The organism is Lacipirellula parvula (genome assembly GCF_009177095.1).
GTDB lineage: Bacteria > Planctomycetota > Planctomycetia > Pirellulales > Lacipirellulaceae > Lacipirellula > Lacipirellula parvula.
In genome coordinates, this window is the sequence record NZ_AP021861.1 from 4,427,998 (window position 1) to 4,444,345 (window position 16,348).

Annotated in this window: 10 protein-coding genes; 8 read left to right on the forward strand and 2 right to left on the reverse strand. The window is 62.3% G+C overall.

Annotated elements, in window-relative coordinates:
- The first annotated feature begins 39 nt into the window (after window positions 1-39).
- The 4 genes from PLANPX_RS17335 (at window position 40) to PLANPX_RS17350 (ending at window position 8,799) form a co-directional block, all read left to right on the forward strand.
- Window positions 40-3,237: a PSD1 and planctomycete cytochrome C domain-containing protein gene (locus PLANPX_RS17335; protein WP_152099948.1), complete on the forward strand. Its 3,198-nt coding sequence runs from the start codon at window positions 40-42 to the stop codon at window positions 3,235-3,237.
- A 79-nt stretch (window positions 3,238-3,316) separates the two neighbouring features.
- The gene (locus PLANPX_RS17340; protein WP_152099949.1) at window positions 3,317-4,759 is read left to right on the forward strand and encodes a DUF1501 domain-containing protein; all 1,443 of its coding nucleotides are present in this window, start codon (window positions 3,317-3,319) and stop codon (window positions 4,757-4,759) included.
- A gap of 290 nt (window positions 4,760-5,049) precedes the next feature.
- The gene (locus tag PLANPX_RS17345) at window positions 5,050-6,624 is read left to right on the forward strand and encodes a DUF5060 domain-containing protein (RefSeq protein WP_198421754.1); all 1,575 of its coding nucleotides are present in this window, start codon (window positions 5,050-5,052) and stop codon (window positions 6,622-6,624) included.
- 147 nt (window positions 6,625-6,771) lie between these two features.
- Window positions 6,772-8,799, forward strand: a complete 2,028-nt coding sequence (locus PLANPX_RS17350) for a glycoside hydrolase family 127 protein (RefSeq protein ID WP_172992137.1) — start codon at window positions 6,772-6,774, stop codon at window positions 8,797-8,799.
- A 31-nt stretch (window positions 8,800-8,830) separates the two neighbouring features.
- On the opposite strand, the gene PLANPX_RS17355 is transcribed toward PLANPX_RS17350, so the two are convergent.
- Both PLANPX_RS17355 and PLANPX_RS17360 read right to left on the reverse strand, forming a co-directional pair.
- Entirely contained in the window at window positions 8,831-11,980 is a 3,150-nt protein-coding gene (locus tag PLANPX_RS17355; protein ID WP_152099951.1) for a DUF6298 domain-containing protein, read from the reverse strand.
- Window positions 11,981-12,109: 129 nt separating this feature from the next.
- The gene (locus tag PLANPX_RS17360) at window positions 12,110-12,892 is read right to left on the reverse strand and encodes an LssY C-terminal domain-containing protein (RefSeq protein ID WP_198421755.1); all 783 of its coding nucleotides are present in this window, start codon (window positions 12,890-12,892) and stop codon (window positions 12,110-12,112) included.
- 300 nt (window positions 12,893-13,192) lie between these two features.
- Between PLANPX_RS17360 and PLANPX_RS17365 the strand changes: the two genes are divergently transcribed.
- From PLANPX_RS17365 to PLANPX_RS17380, 4 genes are read left to right on the forward strand one after another with little or no spacing between them, the layout of a single operon-like run.
- On the forward strand, window positions 13,193-13,468 hold the full coding sequence (locus tag PLANPX_RS17365; protein WP_152099952.1) for an EsaB/YukD family protein: 276 nt from the start codon (window positions 13,193-13,195) through the stop codon (window positions 13,466-13,468).
- 12 nt (window positions 13,469-13,480) lie between these two features.
- Window positions 13,481-13,879, forward strand: coding sequence for a DUF4190 domain-containing protein (locus PLANPX_RS17370; protein ID WP_152099953.1), 399 nt, complete (start codon window positions 13,481-13,483; stop codon window positions 13,877-13,879).
- Between the two features lie 25 nt (window positions 13,880-13,904).
- Entirely contained in the window at window positions 13,905-15,101 is a 1,197-nt protein-coding gene (locus PLANPX_RS17375) for a ThiF family adenylyltransferase (RefSeq protein ID WP_152099954.1), read from the forward strand.
- Window positions 15,098-16,339 (forward strand): Mov34/MPN/PAD-1 family protein, encoded by a 1,242-nt coding sequence (locus PLANPX_RS17380; RefSeq protein WP_172992138.1) that lies wholly within the window; start codon window positions 15,098-15,100, stop codon window positions 16,337-16,339. Before PLANPX_RS17375 ends, PLANPX_RS17380 begins: the two co-directional genes overlap by 4 nt.
- Window positions 16,340-16,348 lie beyond the last annotated feature (9 nt).

Genomic DNA, 16,348 nt, shown 5'->3' on the forward strand with positions numbered 1-16,348 from the left:
TGCTCCGCGCCGGCACGCCTCACTCCGTGAGACGCCGACATGCTCTTTTCGTCTCGTCGTTGGTTTGAATTACTCTGCTGCGCGGCTGCGTTCGCGCTGTGGTTGGGACTGGGTGCGCGCGACGCCGCGGCTGACGAGGCGCGCCCGCCGGTCGATTTTACCCGCGATGTGCGGCCGATCCTTGCGGCGAACTGCCTCCATTGCCATGGGCAGGATCCTTCGCATCGCGAGGCCGACCTGCGGCTCGACGTGTTCGAAGCAGCAGGCGGCGATGGAGTTAGCGGGGCCGCATCAGTAATTGTCCGCGGGACGCCCGCAGAGAGCGAGCTGATCGCCCGCATCACGAGCGACGACGAATCGCTCATCATGCCGCCGATTGATTCGGGCAAGAAGCTGAAGACTGAAGAGATTGAGACGCTGCGCCGGTGGGTGGAGCAGGGGGCGGAGTTCAAGCCGCACTGGGCCTTCGTGGCGCCAGTGAAGCCGGCAGCGCCTGCGGTGAGCGATGTGGCGTGGGTGAAGAACCCGATCGATGCCTTTGTTTTGAATCGGCTCGATCGCGAAAATCTCAAGCCGTCGCCAGCGGCTACGCCGCAGACGCTGCTGCGACGTTTGTCGCTCGACCTGACCGGGCTGCCGCCGACGCTGGAAGAGCTGTCGGAGTTCGAAGCGGAGCTGGCGACTGCCGAGGCGCTCGCCGGCAAGTCGTCCGCGGATGCGACGACGGCGAATGTGGCTAGCGCGTATGGCCGGCAAGTCGATCGGCTGCTCGCCTCGCCCGCTTATGGCGAACGCTGGGCGCGACTGTGGCTCGATGCGGCCCGCTATGCGGACTCCGACGGGTTTGAGAAGGACAAGCCGCGGTTCGTGTGGATGTACCGCGATTGGGTGATCGACTCCTTCAACGCCGACATGCCTTACGACCAGTTCGTCGTCGAGCAGGTAGCCGGCGATCTGCTGCCGAATGCGACGCAAGATCAGCGGGTGGCGACAGGTTACTTGCGGAACTCGATGATCAACGAAGAGGGGGGCATCGACCCCGAGCAGTTCCGCATGGAGGCGATGTACGATCGCATCGACGCGATCGGCAAAGGGGTGCTCGGGCTCACCGTACAGTGCGCGCAGTGCCATACGCACAAGTACGATCCGATCACGCATACCGACTACTACCAACTGTTTGCCTTCTTAAACAATTGCGATGAAGGACAAACGTCGGCCTACACCGATGGCGAGTTGGCTGAGTGGGCGGCGACGCGCGAGCTGATTGAGCGTTTGGAAAATCAGCTCAAAACGGCAACGCCCGACTGGAAAGATAAACTGGCGGCGTGGGAGGCGAGCGTTACCGACGATTCGTCGCAGTGGACCGTCGTGCGGCCGGAGCTTGATGCCAGCGGCGGACAGAAGCACTATTTGCTGAAGGACGGGTCGGTCCTCGCGGCGGGCTATGCGCCGACGAAGCATGCGACCGAGTTTACCGTGACGCTCGACGCTGACGCGAAGGTTTCGGCGGTGCGGCTCGAATTGCTCAACGATCCCAACCTGCCGCATGGCGGGCCTGGGAGGTCGATCGACGGCATGTTCGGCCTCACCGAGATGCGCGTCGCTACTAACTTCGCGGCAGAACCCAACAAGCGCGTCGAGCAGAAAATCGTTTCAGCAACCGCCGACGTCAATCCGCCCGGCCGGCCGCTCGACGTGGCGTTCGACGATCAGAGCAAGCAGCGCCGCGTGACCGGGCCGATCGAGTATGCGATCGACGGCGACAATCTCACCGCCTGGAGCGGCGACATTGGCCCGGGCCGCAGTAACGTGCCGCATCAGGCGGTGTTCGTACTGGAGAAGCCGATCGAAGCGAAGGCGGGGACAAAGCTGACGTTTACGCTCGTGCAGCAACATGGCGGCTGGAATAGCGACGCGAATCAAAACAACAATCTCGGCCGGTTCCGCTTCGCCGTCACCGGGGCCGACGGCGCCAAGGCCGACGCGATCCCCGCCGCGGTGCGGAAGATCCTCGCGGTCCCTGCCGCCGAGCGTTCGCTCCAGCAAGAGGCCGAACTTTTTAGCTACTGGCGCACTACCGTCGCCGACTTCGCCGAGACGAACCGCCGCCTCGACGCCCTCTGGTTGAGCCACCCGCGTGGCACGACGCAATTAGTACTGGCCGAACGCGAACAACGCCGCCCGACGCACCGCCTCGAACGGGGCAACTTCCTCCAACCGGCTGAAGAAGTGACGCCGGGCACGCCCTCGTTCCTCCATCCGCTCGCCGCCGAGCAGCCGACGCGACTCGACTTCGCCCGCTGGCTGGTCGATCCCAAGTCGCCGACCGCCGCCCGCGCTGCCGTGAACCGCATCTGGCAAGCCTATTTTGGCAGCGGCTTGGTGACGACGGCCGAGGATCTCGGCACGCAAGGCGACCTGCCGACGCATCCCGATCTACTCGATTGGCTCGCCTGCGAACTGATGGAGCATGGCTGGAGCCAAAAGCACATCCATCGGCTGATCGTCAGCTCGGCGACCTATCAACAAGCGGCCGCCGCATCCCCGGAACTCCTCGCCCGCGATCCGGCGAACCAACTACTTGCCCGCGGGCCGCGGTATCGCGTTGACGCCGAGACGGTCCGCGACGTGTCGCTCGCCGTCAGCGGATTGCTCACGCAGAAAATCGGCGGCCCGAGCGTTTATCCGCCCGCGCCGGAGTTTTTGTTTCAGCCGCCCACCAGCTACGGGCCCAAGATTTGGGACTACGACGCCGGCGCCGACAAGTATCGCCGCGCCCTCTACACGTTCCGCTACCGCAGCGTGCCGTACCCGGCATTCGAAAGTTTCGACGCCCCCCGCGGCGACGTCGCCTGTGTGCGGCGTCCGCGGTCGAACACGCCGCTCCAGGCGCTCACGACGCTCAACGAGTCGCTCTACCTTGAATGTGCACGGGAACTCGCTCGGCGGATCGTCGTCGAGGGAGGGCAGGTGGATGAGGAGCGAATTCGCTACGCGGTGCGCCGTTGCTTGTCGCGTTCGCCGTCGCCGGCAGAATTGGCGACGCTCGCCAAATTCCTCGGCGAGCAGAAGCAACGTTTTCAAGCCGACGGTGCCGATCCGGGGCAATTGCTGTCGGACGATGATGGCCAAAAACTGAAACCGCTGCCGGGCAACGCCGCCCCAGCCGACCTCGCCGCGTGGACGGCGCTCGCTCGGGTGGTGTTGAACTTGGATGAAACGATCACCAAAGAATAAGGGCGTCAGTGGTCCGTGGTCAGTTGCTGTTTGATTTCTAAGCAACTGACGATGGACCACTGACAACTGACAAATTTTCATGAACTGCCAATCGCATCAACACGCAGGTTTGCCGCCGCGCGAGCTAGCTCGTCGGTGGTTTCTCAAGGAATGCGGCGTCGGCCTCGGAGCAGTCGCACTGAACCAACTGCTAGGGAGCAGCGTCGCCCGCGCGGCGGCCGATCCGCTCGCAGCGAAGCAGGCCCAGCTGCCGGCGAAGGCGAAGAACGTCATCTTTTTGTTCATGGCCGGCGCGCCGAGCCATCTCGAGCTGTTCGACAACAAACCGCAACTCGCCAAGTTCGACGGCACGCTGCCGCCGGCGGAACTCCTCGCCGGCTACCGAGCAGCGTTCATTAATCCGAACTCGACGCTCATGGGGCCGAAGTTCAAGTTCGCGCGGCACGGTCAATCGGGCGCTGAACTCTCGGAGCTCTTGCCACATCTAGCAACCATCGCGGACGACATCACGATTGTGAAATCGATGGCGACCGACGCGTTTAATCATGCGCCGGCCCAGCTGATGATGAGCACCGGCAGCCAGCAGTTCGGCAAGCCCTCAATCGGCGCTTGGAGTCTCTATGGACTCGGCAGCGAATCACAGAACTTGCCTGGCTTCGTTGTCTTCAGCACCGGCGCCAAGGGCCCCAGCGGCGGCAGCGCCAACTGGGGGAGCGGCTACCTGCCGACGGTGCACCAAGGAGTGCAGCTTCGCACGAGCGGCGATCCGGTGCTGTTCCTTTCGAACCCGCGCGGCGTCGACAATCGCCTGCAGCGTGATTCGCTCGACGCGATCAACGAACTTAATCGGCAGCACCTCGACGTCGTCGGCGACCCCGAAATCGCCACGCGGATTAACTCATTCGAGATGGCGTATCGCATGCAGGCGAGCGCGCCTGAGGCGATGAACCTCGCTGACGAGCCGGAGCATATTCTCAAGATGTACGGCGCGGAACCGGGCAAGCCGTCGTTCGCGAACACCTGCCTGCTCGCGCGCCGCTTGGTAGAGCGCGGCGTTCGCTTCGTCGAAATCTTCCATGAGTCATGGGACCAGCATGGCAACTTGGTTCCCGACCTGCAAAAGAACTGCGAGAAGACAGACCAGCCGAGCGCCGCGCTGGTGCGCGACCTCAAGCAACGCGGGCTGCTCGACGAAACGCTCGTCATCTGGGGCGGCGAGTTCGGCCGCACGCCGATGGTGCAGGGGAACCCCAACAACGTCGGCGCCGGTCGCGACCATCACCCCAATGCGTTCACCATGTGGCTGGCCGGCGGCGGCATGAAGCCAGGCGTGACGCTCGGCGCCAGCGATGACTTTGGGTTCAACGTCACGCAGGATAAGGTCCACGTCCGCGATCTGCATGCAACGATCTTGCACCAACTCGGCCTCGACCACACGCGGCTTACCTACAAGTTCCAAGGCCTCGAGCAAAAGCTGACCGGCGTCGAACCGGCGCGCGTCGTGAAGGAAATCATTGCGTAGCCACGAAGAGTCGCAGAAAACGCAAAAAACGTTTCCGTACTTCGATCGTACTCCTCCTATTCTTCTTTGCGTATTCCTTTGCGCCTCTGCGCCTTTGCGAGAGACATCTTCTTCTGCCGACCTCACGCGAAGACGCGGAGACGCAAACAGAGCCATTTCTTGAATGCCTATTGGCGATTCGGAAATCTGGCGGCTCTGACGCCGCGTCGATTGAAATCAGAGCGGGCAAGCGCTAAGACAGGAGTGGCAAAACTCTTCTCGCTTCTTGTCACTCGACGGACGACTCTTCCGTGAAACAGTTCTTCGGTCTGATGGTGGCCGTGGCGTTCGCGCTGCCTGCATGCGCTGCGGCCGGGGCGACGCCGCAGTGCGAGCAATGGGGCGTGCACGAAGTCGTGCTCGCTGGGCCGGCCGACGGCAATCCGTTTGTCGACGTCGATCTAGCGGCCGACTTTGCGGATGAGGCCAACCGTCGGCTGCACGTACCGGGATTCTACGACGGCGAGGGGCGCTATGTCGTTCGCTTCAGCCCGCCGAGCGCGGGCAAGTGGACTTATCGCACGAGTTCCAACGCGCCGGCGCTCCACGGCAAGAGTGGCGAGTTGATCGCGACGGCGCCGACCGGCGACAACCATGGCCCGGTGGTCGTGAAGAACGGTTTTCATTTTGCTTATGCCGACGGCACGCCATATCGCCCCATTGGGACGACCTGCTATGCGTGGACGAGTCAGCCCACGGAGCTTGAGGAAGCGACGCTGCGGACGCTCGCCGAGGCGCCGTTCAACAAGCTGCGGATGTGCGTCTTTCCAAAGCGGTACAAGTGGAACGAGAACGAACCGCCGCTATATGCGTTTGAGGGGGAGGCGCCCGATCGGTGGGATTTTAGGCGATTCAATCCAGCGTTCTTCCAGCACCTGGAGCGGCGGATCGTCGATCTGCAAAAGCTCGGCATCGAGGCCGACGTCATTCTGCTGCACCCCTACGACGAAGGGCATTGGGGGTTCGACCGCATGTCGGACGAGGCGGACGATCGTTACCTCCGGTACGTGGTCGCCCGGCTCGCGGCGTATCGCAACGTCTGGTGGTCGCTCGCCAACGAGTACGACTTTATGCTGGAGAAGCAGGAGAGCGACTGGGATCGGATGATCGAGGTGGTCGATCGAACCGACCCGTACGATCGGCTGACGTCGATCCACAACGGCCGTGTGCTCTACAACCACACGAACCCTCGGCTCACGCACGCGAGCATCCAGAACGGCTCCGCGGCTGAGGAAGCGGGCCGGGCGGTGCTGTACCGCGATGCGTACCGCAAGCCGATTTTGTTTGACGAGATTAAGTACGAGGGGGACATACCAAGCCGCTGGGGAAATCTGTCGGCGGAAGAGATGGTTCACCGCTGCTGGGAGTGCATCGTGGCCGGCACGTATCCGGGGCACGGCGAATGTTATCTCGCTGACGACGATGTGCTCTGGTGGGCGAAGGGCGGAACGCTCAAAGGCGAAAGCCCGGCGCGGATCAAGTTCCTCGCCGAGACCCTCAGCATAGCGCCAGAAGCGGGGCTGGAGCCGATCGATAGGTTGCAGTACCCGAACATCGTCGGCCAGCCGGGAGAATATTATCTCGTCTACTTTGGGAAGGAAGCTCCCCGCGAATGGAAGTTTTTCCTGCCGCGGTATGAGCTGAAGGATGGCGACACATTTAGTGTGGAGGTGCTTGATACTTGGAACATGACGGTGACGCCGATCGACGAGACGTTCGTCGTGCGACGTGAGTCGGAGTATGTCTTCGTCGATAAAGTGGGGCGAAGTGTCCCGCTGCCGGGGAAACCTTGGCAGGCGCTGCGGATCACCAAGATCGCTCAATAGGAATCTTTTCTATCCATGCTTCCAATGCAAAAAGATCTCACGCAAAGGCGCAGAGGCGCAAAGGGGAGAAAGGTAACGTTACTCAGTTTCTCTGTCTTTCCTTTGCGCCTCTGCGCCTTTGCGAGAGATTTAAAAAGCCTCAACTACATGCCGACCTGCGCCCTCGCAGCGGCAATTTTCCTCGCCAGCCAAGTCGCAGCAAGCGAAGTCGTCAATACGCGACAGAGTTCGCACGCGAAGCTACAGTCGATTCCGCTCGCCGACGTGGTTTGGACCGAGGGGTTTTGGGCTGAGCGGTTCGCCACGCTGCGCGAGCGTTCGATTCCGGCGATGTGGAAGCTGATGCGCGACGGCAAGTACAAGCCATTCTTGGGGCACTTCAAGATTGCCGCGGGCGAGGCGGAGGGAGAGTATCACGGCGCCCCTTGGAACGACGGCGATTTTTACAAGTTTCTGGAGGCGGTGACGGCGGTCTACGCGGTGACGCGGGATCCGCAGTTGGCGGCGATTCTTGACGAGTCGATTCGAGTTATCGCGAAGGCCCAGCGGGACGACGGGTACCTCCATACGCCGGTGTTGATCGCGCATCGCAACGGCGACAAGTCGCTGCAGCCGTTTGCGGACCGTCACAACTTTGAGATGTACAACATGGGGCACCTGCTTACCGCGGCGTGTCTGCATCATCGCGTCACTGGGAACGACCGGTTTCTTGCCATCGCGCAGAAGACGGCCGACTTTCTTTGCCGCACTTTCGCGGCGCCAACGCCGGAATTGGCGCGAAACTCGGTTTGCCCGTCGCACTACATGGGGGCGATCGAGTTGTACCGCACGACGGGCGAACAGCGTCACCTAAAGCTCGCGCAGACGTTTCTCGACATGCGCAACCTTGGCGTGAGCGAGTCGGGGCAGCCAGTCGGCGGCGACGACAACCAGGATCGCATTCCCTTCGTCGATCAACGCGAAGCGGTCGGCCATGCCGTGCGGGCGAACTATCTCTACGCCGGCGCCGCAGATTTCTTCTTGGAGACGGGCGATGAGCGGCTGATGAAACCGCTTGATGCAATCTGGCATAACGTTGTCGAACAAAAACTCTATGTCACCGGCGGCTGCGGGGCTCTCTACGACGGCGCGTCGCCCGACGGGAGTGAGCAGCAGGAGCAAATCACGCGTGTTCATCAGGCGTACGGCCGCAATTATCAACTTCCCAACGCAACGGCCCACAACGAAACCTGCGCCGCGATCGGCAACGTGCTGTGGAACTGGCGGATGTTCCTGGCGACCGGCGACGCAAAGTACGTCGACGTCATCGAGCTGTCGCTTTACAACGCGATCCTCGCGGGCATGAGTCTCGACGGCGATGATTTTTTCTATGTGAATCCGCTGCGAAACGTCGAGCCGCAACCGACGCCGCTCCGCTGGCCGCGGACGCGCGTGCCGTTCGTGACGTCGTTCTGCTGTCCGCCGAACGTGCTGCGAACATTGGCGGAAGTCGGCGGGATGGCTTACAGCCGCACCGAGAGCGAGCTGTGGGTGAATCTCTATGGCGGAAATCGCATCGAGACGGGGCTCGGCGGACAGCCGTTCGCGATGTCGCAGCGGACCGACTACCCGTGGGACGGGCGGATTGAATTAATCGTTGAAGAGTGCCGCGAGGAGCCGCTCGCACTCAAGCTGCGCATTCCTGGTTGGTGCGAAGGCGCGACGGTACGTCTCAACGACGAGCAGTTGCAGGAGAAAGCTACGCCCGGCAGGTACTTCACGATTGAGCGTGCATGGACACGAGGCGACCGGGTGACGCTCAATCTGCCAATGACGCCGCAGTTAATCGAAGCTCATCCACAGGTGGAAGAAACTCGCAACCAACTGGCGGTGCAACGTGGACCAATAGTTTATTGCCTGGAGTCGCCCGACTTGCCGGACGGGGTTCGAGTCCATGAAATCGCTATCAACGCCGATGCGCCGCTGAACGCGAAGCATGACAATCAACTGCTCGGCGGCGTGACGGTCGTGGAGACGACGGCAGCGGTCCGCGCTGGCGGCGATTGGCAGGGGCGACTCTACCAACCGTTGGTACGCGACGATGCGAGCCGGTCGGTTCAGCTGCGGCTGATTCCTTACTATGCGTGGGCGAACCGCGGGCCGTCTGAGATGAGCGTGTGGCTCCCGCGACGATGATGCGCTGTGAAAACGCCACCCGTTCACAGAATTATTCGCGGCGTGTGATCCACGCGATTTTTTCTTGCGGCTGCAGCGAAATTGCCGCGCCGCCACGAATGTCCGAGCCATCAGCGACGGCGCCGGTCGTCGCGTTGATCCAGCGGACTTCGTACGATGCGTCGCTGTCTGGGAGTTTTAATTTGAGCGGCTCATCCGATGCGGCAGAGTAGATTAGGTAGGCGCTTCCCGGCTGCGAGAGCGCCCACTGATTTGCGTTCAGTTCTAGCGTTTGGTCTGGTTTCATCGCCGACAGAGCGGCGGCGAGTTCCGCGGGAAGTCGGGGCACGTCGGCCAGCGAGCCGCCGCCAATGAGGACCGCCCAGCCGTCGTGAGCACTGGGGCAATTCTGGTCGGCATAGTAAATGACGGCTTTTTCGGGATAGCGCTCACGGTACTCGCGCACCGCCCGCACGATCGCCGCGGCGCCGCCAGGCTTCAACTTGGTCTGCCGCAAGTGTTGGCGAGGCGCCAGGTTCTCGCCGCCGTTGGGGGCGTACAGCCCATCGTCGGCGGTATAGGCCCAGTAGCGAACGTCGATCACGTCGACCGCTTCAGTACGCACTAGGTCGGACAAAATCGCGTCCTGCACATTTTTTGGCGCACTGACGGCCACGAGCGCGTCGCGGCCTGTTTCACGTTCCCATTCGCTGATGACGTCGATCCAGAACTCGACGAAATGAAGCGGCCCGGAGTACTCGCCGCTGGTGAGTTGGATCACGTTCGTGCGGTCGGAAACGTTGAAGAGACATTGTCGGATGTACTCGCGGTGGAGTTCGCGCAACTGCGGATTCGTGACGTCGTAAAACGTCTCCGCGAGAAAGATGCGTTTGTCGCCAACGTAGGGGGGCGGTTCGGGGAAGGGGAGAAGACCATTAACGTTATTCGCCGGCCGCCAAGGGGAGTCGGCCCAGTGCGCGCCTGCCTCGAGAATGTTGTGCTGAAAATAGTTTTGATGGAGCAACACGAGACCTTTGTCGTCGCACTCCTTGGCGAAGTCGCGCAGTCGATTCCAGTACCAGGGGTTGAATTGCGTGAGGTCGTAGCGACTCAGCCCATCCCATGCGTCGCCCTCGCCGGTGCGAGCGAAGGGCTGCTCGTAGAACGGCGGTTCGACCTCGCCATTCGCTTGTCGCACATGCGTATGCTCGTCGCGGCGACGGTCGTACCAGAGGCCGTAGTGATGGTCGTAGGCGACCATGCCGTCGGCGTTCATGCGAGCCGCCAGCGCGGGGAGATCATCAGTGAAACCACTGCCGACGCGACCGGGGACGAATCGCGTGATGGCCGGCCCGAAGGCGGGCGCCTCGGCAGGGCGGATGTTGCCGGCCCACCACTTGGGCGTCAGCGTGCGACCGGTCGCGACGCGATCGCCGATCATGAGCCAACCGTTAAGCACGCCCAGCGGCTTGGTTTGCGGTTGCTGGTCGACGCTCTTGATAGGGGAACGAGACGGCGCAGTGTCTTTCGTGAGACTTCGTTGAATGACGTCGCTCTTCACCGCGGCTTCCATTCGCTCACGAATCACGTCGATCAATTGCTTTGGCGGCTCGGCGGATTGTCTCGTAAAATTTTCGGCTTGAGCGATCGTCGGATTCGTCGAACCGACCGGATCGAGCAAGAGCGGATCGATGCGACGCGCGGCAGCGTCGCCACGGCGTTCGCGGAGTTGGGCTTGGAACAGACTAAGTGGCTGCGCGAAGTCGCCAATCCCCTCAATCAGCCCATCGCCGGCGACGTTCGCCCACACGCCGATCGTCCAGTTGTTGGCGCCCGGCGGTTTGAAACAGCGCACCTGCGCCGCTTGGCACTGCCACGCCACGCAATTCGCCGCAGCCCAACCGCAACCGGCCGGCGCGGCCCAGCGATTCTCGAAAGCGATGCGACCGCCGTCGATACGCACGTTGTCGAACAATAGCCCCGAGGTCCAACTCTCCAGCGGCCCGCTGTCACCATGCGTTCGCGCGGCGAAGCAGTTTACAAAGGCGTTCGGCCCGGCGGAACAGTGGCCGGTCGCGAAGTCATGAATGCCCTCCGCGCTCCAGCAGCGGAGGAAGAGCGTCTGTTGCCCTTGAGTGAAGAAGGCCATGCGTCGTCGGCCGCCGAGTTCGGAAACCGGCGAGAGCGACAAGCAATCTTCGATGGTGATGCAGCGGCCGGTTTCCCACACGGCGACCGCGCCGCCGGCGAAGTGTCGGCACTTGACCCGCCGCAGCCAAGCGTCGACCACGTTCTCGAAGACGACGGCATGCCACGCATGATCTTCTCCGGCACGATTGTTCTTGTCGAACGTGGAGGCAAGCACGAGGTCCTCAACACCGACATTTTTAAGACGACCGGACCATTGGAGCGATTCCACCGTCGCTCCGCCAAATTTAGCTTCGATCGCGGTGGTGACCGGCGCGTCGAGCGTCACTCGCTTGCCATCGACGGTGACGACGGTTCGCTCCCAAGAGATGTCGCGCGAACCAGGACGCCAACCGACGCCGAACGCATCGGCGCCAAGTCGCTTGACCCACTCGACTGAACTGGGGCGTCGTAGAACGATCGCGTCGCCGACCTTCAGACCGGCGGCTGAGTCGAGCGTGAGCACTGTGCCGCCTACTGGGACGTAATCGTCGACGACGCGGCGAATGGAAGAGGCCGCCGGCGGCTGGCGATCATCGACGCCAGCGACGCGAATGAGCGTACGCCGATCACTGCCCCTGGCCACGACGATCGTGCCCTCTGCCGTCGCCCCCGCGCCACGGAGCACGACGCCCGAGGCGTTCATCACGAGTTGGCCGGCGACTTGAAACTCACCGGGCGCGAGCTGCACGGCGCCGCGAAAGCCATTCTCGCGAAGCGGCAACGCCGCGGTCTGGTCGAGCGCCGCTTGAATGCGCGTCTCATCGTCGCCCTCTCCGGCGTGCACCACGACGACGGCCGGCACGTCGGGAATGTCGCGATCGCCGCCGGCATAGCCGCAGGTCGAGAAATCGGGGATGCGATTACCAAGTTCATCGGCTCGGTACTGCAACTTGCCGTCGCTGCCAGACTGCACCGCAAACTCATCAGCCGCGACTGGTCGCCCAACGAAAAGCTCTCCCGTCACGCCAGGCGCGCCAAGCAGCAGAGCGACAAGCAACAACCGGCGGTGCATCGACAGCCGCCGACATTGTCGCGGCGGTACCCGAGAAGCGAAAAAAGCGATCGCCATTCCAAAGTAAACCGGGGTCGCGACCGCCTCAAGCCGCTCCGCTTGCATTCACCGGCGGCAAAACCGCAGGGGTTACTCCGGGATGAGCACGCCCACGTAAAGATTGCCGTCGGTATGCCATTCGTCGCCGCCGCCGTTCTTCCCTTCGAGCGTCTTGTGGAAGTGCTGCACGATGTATTCATCGCTCAGGACGCCCGCCTCATTGAGGTCAACGAACAGGGTGTCGCGTTCCTGATCGACGTTGCCGTCGATGTGGTGCGTGATCTGCCCCGTGCGGTGGCTGAGGCCGACCCCTTTGTCGAACGCGGCCGAACCAATCCAAACGGGCTGGCCATCGGGGTCGATCTTGTCAGTCTTCCAAAACCGAACGTGGTGGCGCTGGCGAGGGTCGTCGCCGACCTGCTTTTCGAACGCCAAATCCTCCTTGCGGCCAAATAAGTAAAGGCTACTTACCGGCGCCTGATCGTCGGGGCGTTTTAACACGGTCGCTTCGGCGATTTTGAGGTCACTGCTCAGCGACAACGGCTTCGCTTCCAGCCACTTGGCCGCCGCCATCCCTTTGATGAGATCGTTCTCCGACCCGATCAGGCTCACATTCAGCGGATCGCCCGGAATGTTGTCGGCCGCACGGGTGACGTCGGGGAGATCATCAAGTGCAGGATGGCGGGATTCCTTGATCTTCCAGACCAGCGGTAGCAGCAGATAAGCGCCGCCAAGCCAACCGAGAATCAGGAGCAGCATCCAACCAGCCATGCGTCGTTTCCATCGGCGGCGAACCCGCTCAGGGACTGCCGTCACGCCCTCCGCCTCGCGCGTACCGCTGGGGTTCTCAGCATCAGGAGGAATGTTCGCCATTGTTGCTTCAGTTGATTCCGCCACGTTCTATTTTCGGTCCGTCTCCGCCGCCTTCTATGCTAACGGACGGCTGCCAGGGGAAGCAACGTGCGATCGGGCCATACCACTGTTGCACAGCGGCCCTGTCAACCGGCTAATCCGCCGCGCCGCCCGCCGTTTGCGCATCGGCGACGCCTTCGATCAGGCGGTCGCCAATCGCCTCGCCGGATCCTCCGATATCTCTAGGTATTGGAGCAAAAGGTGGCTATAGTGCAGACGCAAAATTCCTCTCCATGTCTCGGCTGTGGCCGATCGCCCGCAATGAATGAGATCAAGATCGAAGTTTGGGACGCCACGGGAAACAAGCGTCAGCTCGTGGAGGTTCCCACCGACGCCGAAGTGAACCGCCTGATCGCCGTGCTCATCGAACGGATGAACCTGCCGCGGCACAGCCCTGACGGGCAAATGATGAGCTATAAGTTCCATCACAAGAGTTCCGGGCGGCAGCTGCTCGACTCCGACACGCTGCAATCGGCCAACGTGAAGGAAGGCGATATTTTGCGGCTACAACCAGAGATCACGGCTGGCTGCCGCTAATAGGGACGGTGCATGACGGTAGTCGAAGCGATCAAAGTCTGTCCATTTTGCGGCGAAACGATTCTCGCCGTGGCACGCAAGTGTCGTTACTGCCGCACCTACCTCGATCGTGCGCTCGCTCCTGCGGCGAAGGCGACGCGATATCCGCTGACCGATCGCGCCATCAAGGGCGTCAATCAACCGAAGTCGGCCATCGTCGCCGGCGGGTTGGGGGTGCTGGCCTGGTTTCCGATTGTGGGGGCGCTATTCGGTTTGTTGGCCGTTTTGTTTGGCCTCCTCGCGCTGAGAACGATTGGAGCCGACCCGTCGCGCGCCGGTCGCGGACGAGCGTGGTTTGGCATCGTCTCAGGCGGGGCGATGTCCGTGCTGTGGAGCATCGTGGCCGCAAACGCGCACCTCAACGCAACATAGTCGACCACCGGGACGATCGAAACTTATGAGCGACGTGCTGCAGATCAACCCCAATGTTAGTGAAGGGCGCTTCTCGCGTTTCGAACTTATCGGTTGGTGGGACCAATCGCGGCTCGCAGCGGCAAAGGCGCTCGTCATCGGCGCCGGCGCCCTTGGGAACGAGATTATCAAGAATCTCGCCCTGCTCGGCGTCGGGCACATTCTCGTCGTCGACTTCGATCAGATCGAACACAGCAACCTCTCGCGATCGGTGCTCTACCGTGAGAGCGACTGCGGTCGACGAAAGGCCGACGCCGCCGCGGAACGTGCGAAGGAGATCTACCCGCAGTTGCGGATCGAGCCGCTGCATGCGAACGTCGTTTACGATCTGGGGCTCGGTCCGTATCGCTGGGCCGACGTGATTCTGGGGGGTCTCGACAATCGCGAGGCTCGCGTTGCCATCAACCGCGCCGCCGCGAAGGTCGGTAAGCCTTGGATTGACGGAGCCATCGAACGCCTTGATGGCGTGGCTCGCGTGTTCGACCCCGCTATCGGCCCGTGCTACGAGTGCACGATGAGCGAGGTCGATTGGAAGATGCTCGAAGCGAGACGAAGTTGCGCGCTGTTGACGCGCAGCGAGATGGAGCAGGGGAAAACCCCGACGACGCCGACCACGTCGTCCGTGATCGCCGGCATTCAAGTTCAGGAAGCGGTGAAGCTGCTACATGGTTTGGAAACACTTTCGGGGCAAGGGTTCGTCTTCGATGGGACCTACCACCAAAGCTATTTGGTGAACTACACGCGGCTCGATGATTGTCCAAGCCACGAAGCCTTGGAGCCGGTCATCGCGATGCCGTGGAGCGTTGGCCGCACCACCCCGCGCGAGGTGCTGGAACGAGCCCTGCACGACTTGGGCGGCGACGCGGTGCTGGAGTTCAACCACGACCTGCTGGCGACGCTCACCTGCCCAACGTGCCAAGAGACGACGACGCACCTCGCCTCGCTCGGCAAGGTCACCGAGCGCGCAGCTGTTTGCCCGAAGTGCGGCGCCCTGCGCGCGCCAGGCATGTATCACTCACTCGCGCTCGATTCGCCGCTGTGTGATCGCCCGCTGGCGGAACTCGGCGTCCCGGCGTGGGATATTTTCGGAGCGCGAGCCGGCGATCGGTTCGTCTATTACGAATTAGCAGGAGACCAGCTCGATGTTCTCCGCTCGCTGTCAAACGACGAGGGTTCGACGTGAGTACTACTGACGTAACCAACTTGGCAAGCGAGGGGTTGGCGGAGCTTCGGTTCCCGGTCGACTACCATGCGCCGTTCCGATTCTTCCTTGTACCCGAGGTGCACCGTGCCGTCAGCGCTCACGCGAAGGAAGATACTTCGGTCGAAATTTGCGGCGTGTTGGTCGGGGTATGGGGACGCGATGAGTTAGGTCCATTCGCTCAAGTGAGTAACTTCATTCGCTGCGACAATGCTTCGAGCAAGGTCGCGGAAGTGACGTTCACCCACGAATCTTGGGCGCAGATCAACCAGGAAATGGACTCGAAGTACGCCGACAAGCGGATCGTCGGGTGGTATCACTCGCACCCCGACTTCGGCATTTTTCTTTCGGACCGCGACTGTTTCATTCACGAGCATTTCTTCTCCGGGGCAGGGCAGGTTGCCTACGTCGTCGATCCGGTGCGCGACCTGGAGGGAGTGTTCGCGTGGCAGAAGGGCAAACCGACTCCGCTGGACCACTACTGGATCGGGCCGGAGATTCGCACCGTGGAAGCGAGCCGGCGAAACGTGGCGAAAGAAAGCGCTGGCCGCTCGCAACCTGCGCTGGATCCGCGCGGCGTGGAGACAGCCGTCGCAGCGCCAAGCAACGCCGATCGATCATCGCTCGGAACGATCACGACCATGCTAGGCTGGCTGGCGCTCTTCCTGCTGGGCTACACGCTTGCCGGTGCGCGAACGCGCTGGGATCGCGAAATGATGATCGAGGGCGCCGTCGCCCACTACGGCATCATGAAAATTGTGGCGCTCGGACTGGATCAAGATCTCGCCAAAGTTCGTAAGAATCTCGACGCCATCGCGACGGAGACGAAGAAGTTTCCAGCGGCCAATGCGAAACTTACAGACGAGGAGGCGGCCGCGGCCGACAAGCAGCGCGAACTCGTCGTCGACAGCCTGGCGCTCACGTCGAAGATGGCGGATCAAATCCAGCAGCGCTATGCGTTGACGTTAGAAGAACGATCAGCGCTAGTACGACTGGTGGCAGTCAAGGAAGCCGAGGCGGCGGCGATCCTCGCGTCGCCGCCAGCGGCTAGCGGCACGCCGACGCCGCCGGCCGCCAAAGCAATCGCCTCGCCGCCGCAGCCTTCCGCCCCGGCGGCCAAAGCTGAAAAAACGCCGAGCACTGCGAAGCCTGGCGATGCTCCAGCAGCCTCGAACGCCGCACCGGCGGCTAACCCCGCTCCCGCTGCTCCAGGCGACTGAAACTCCCGA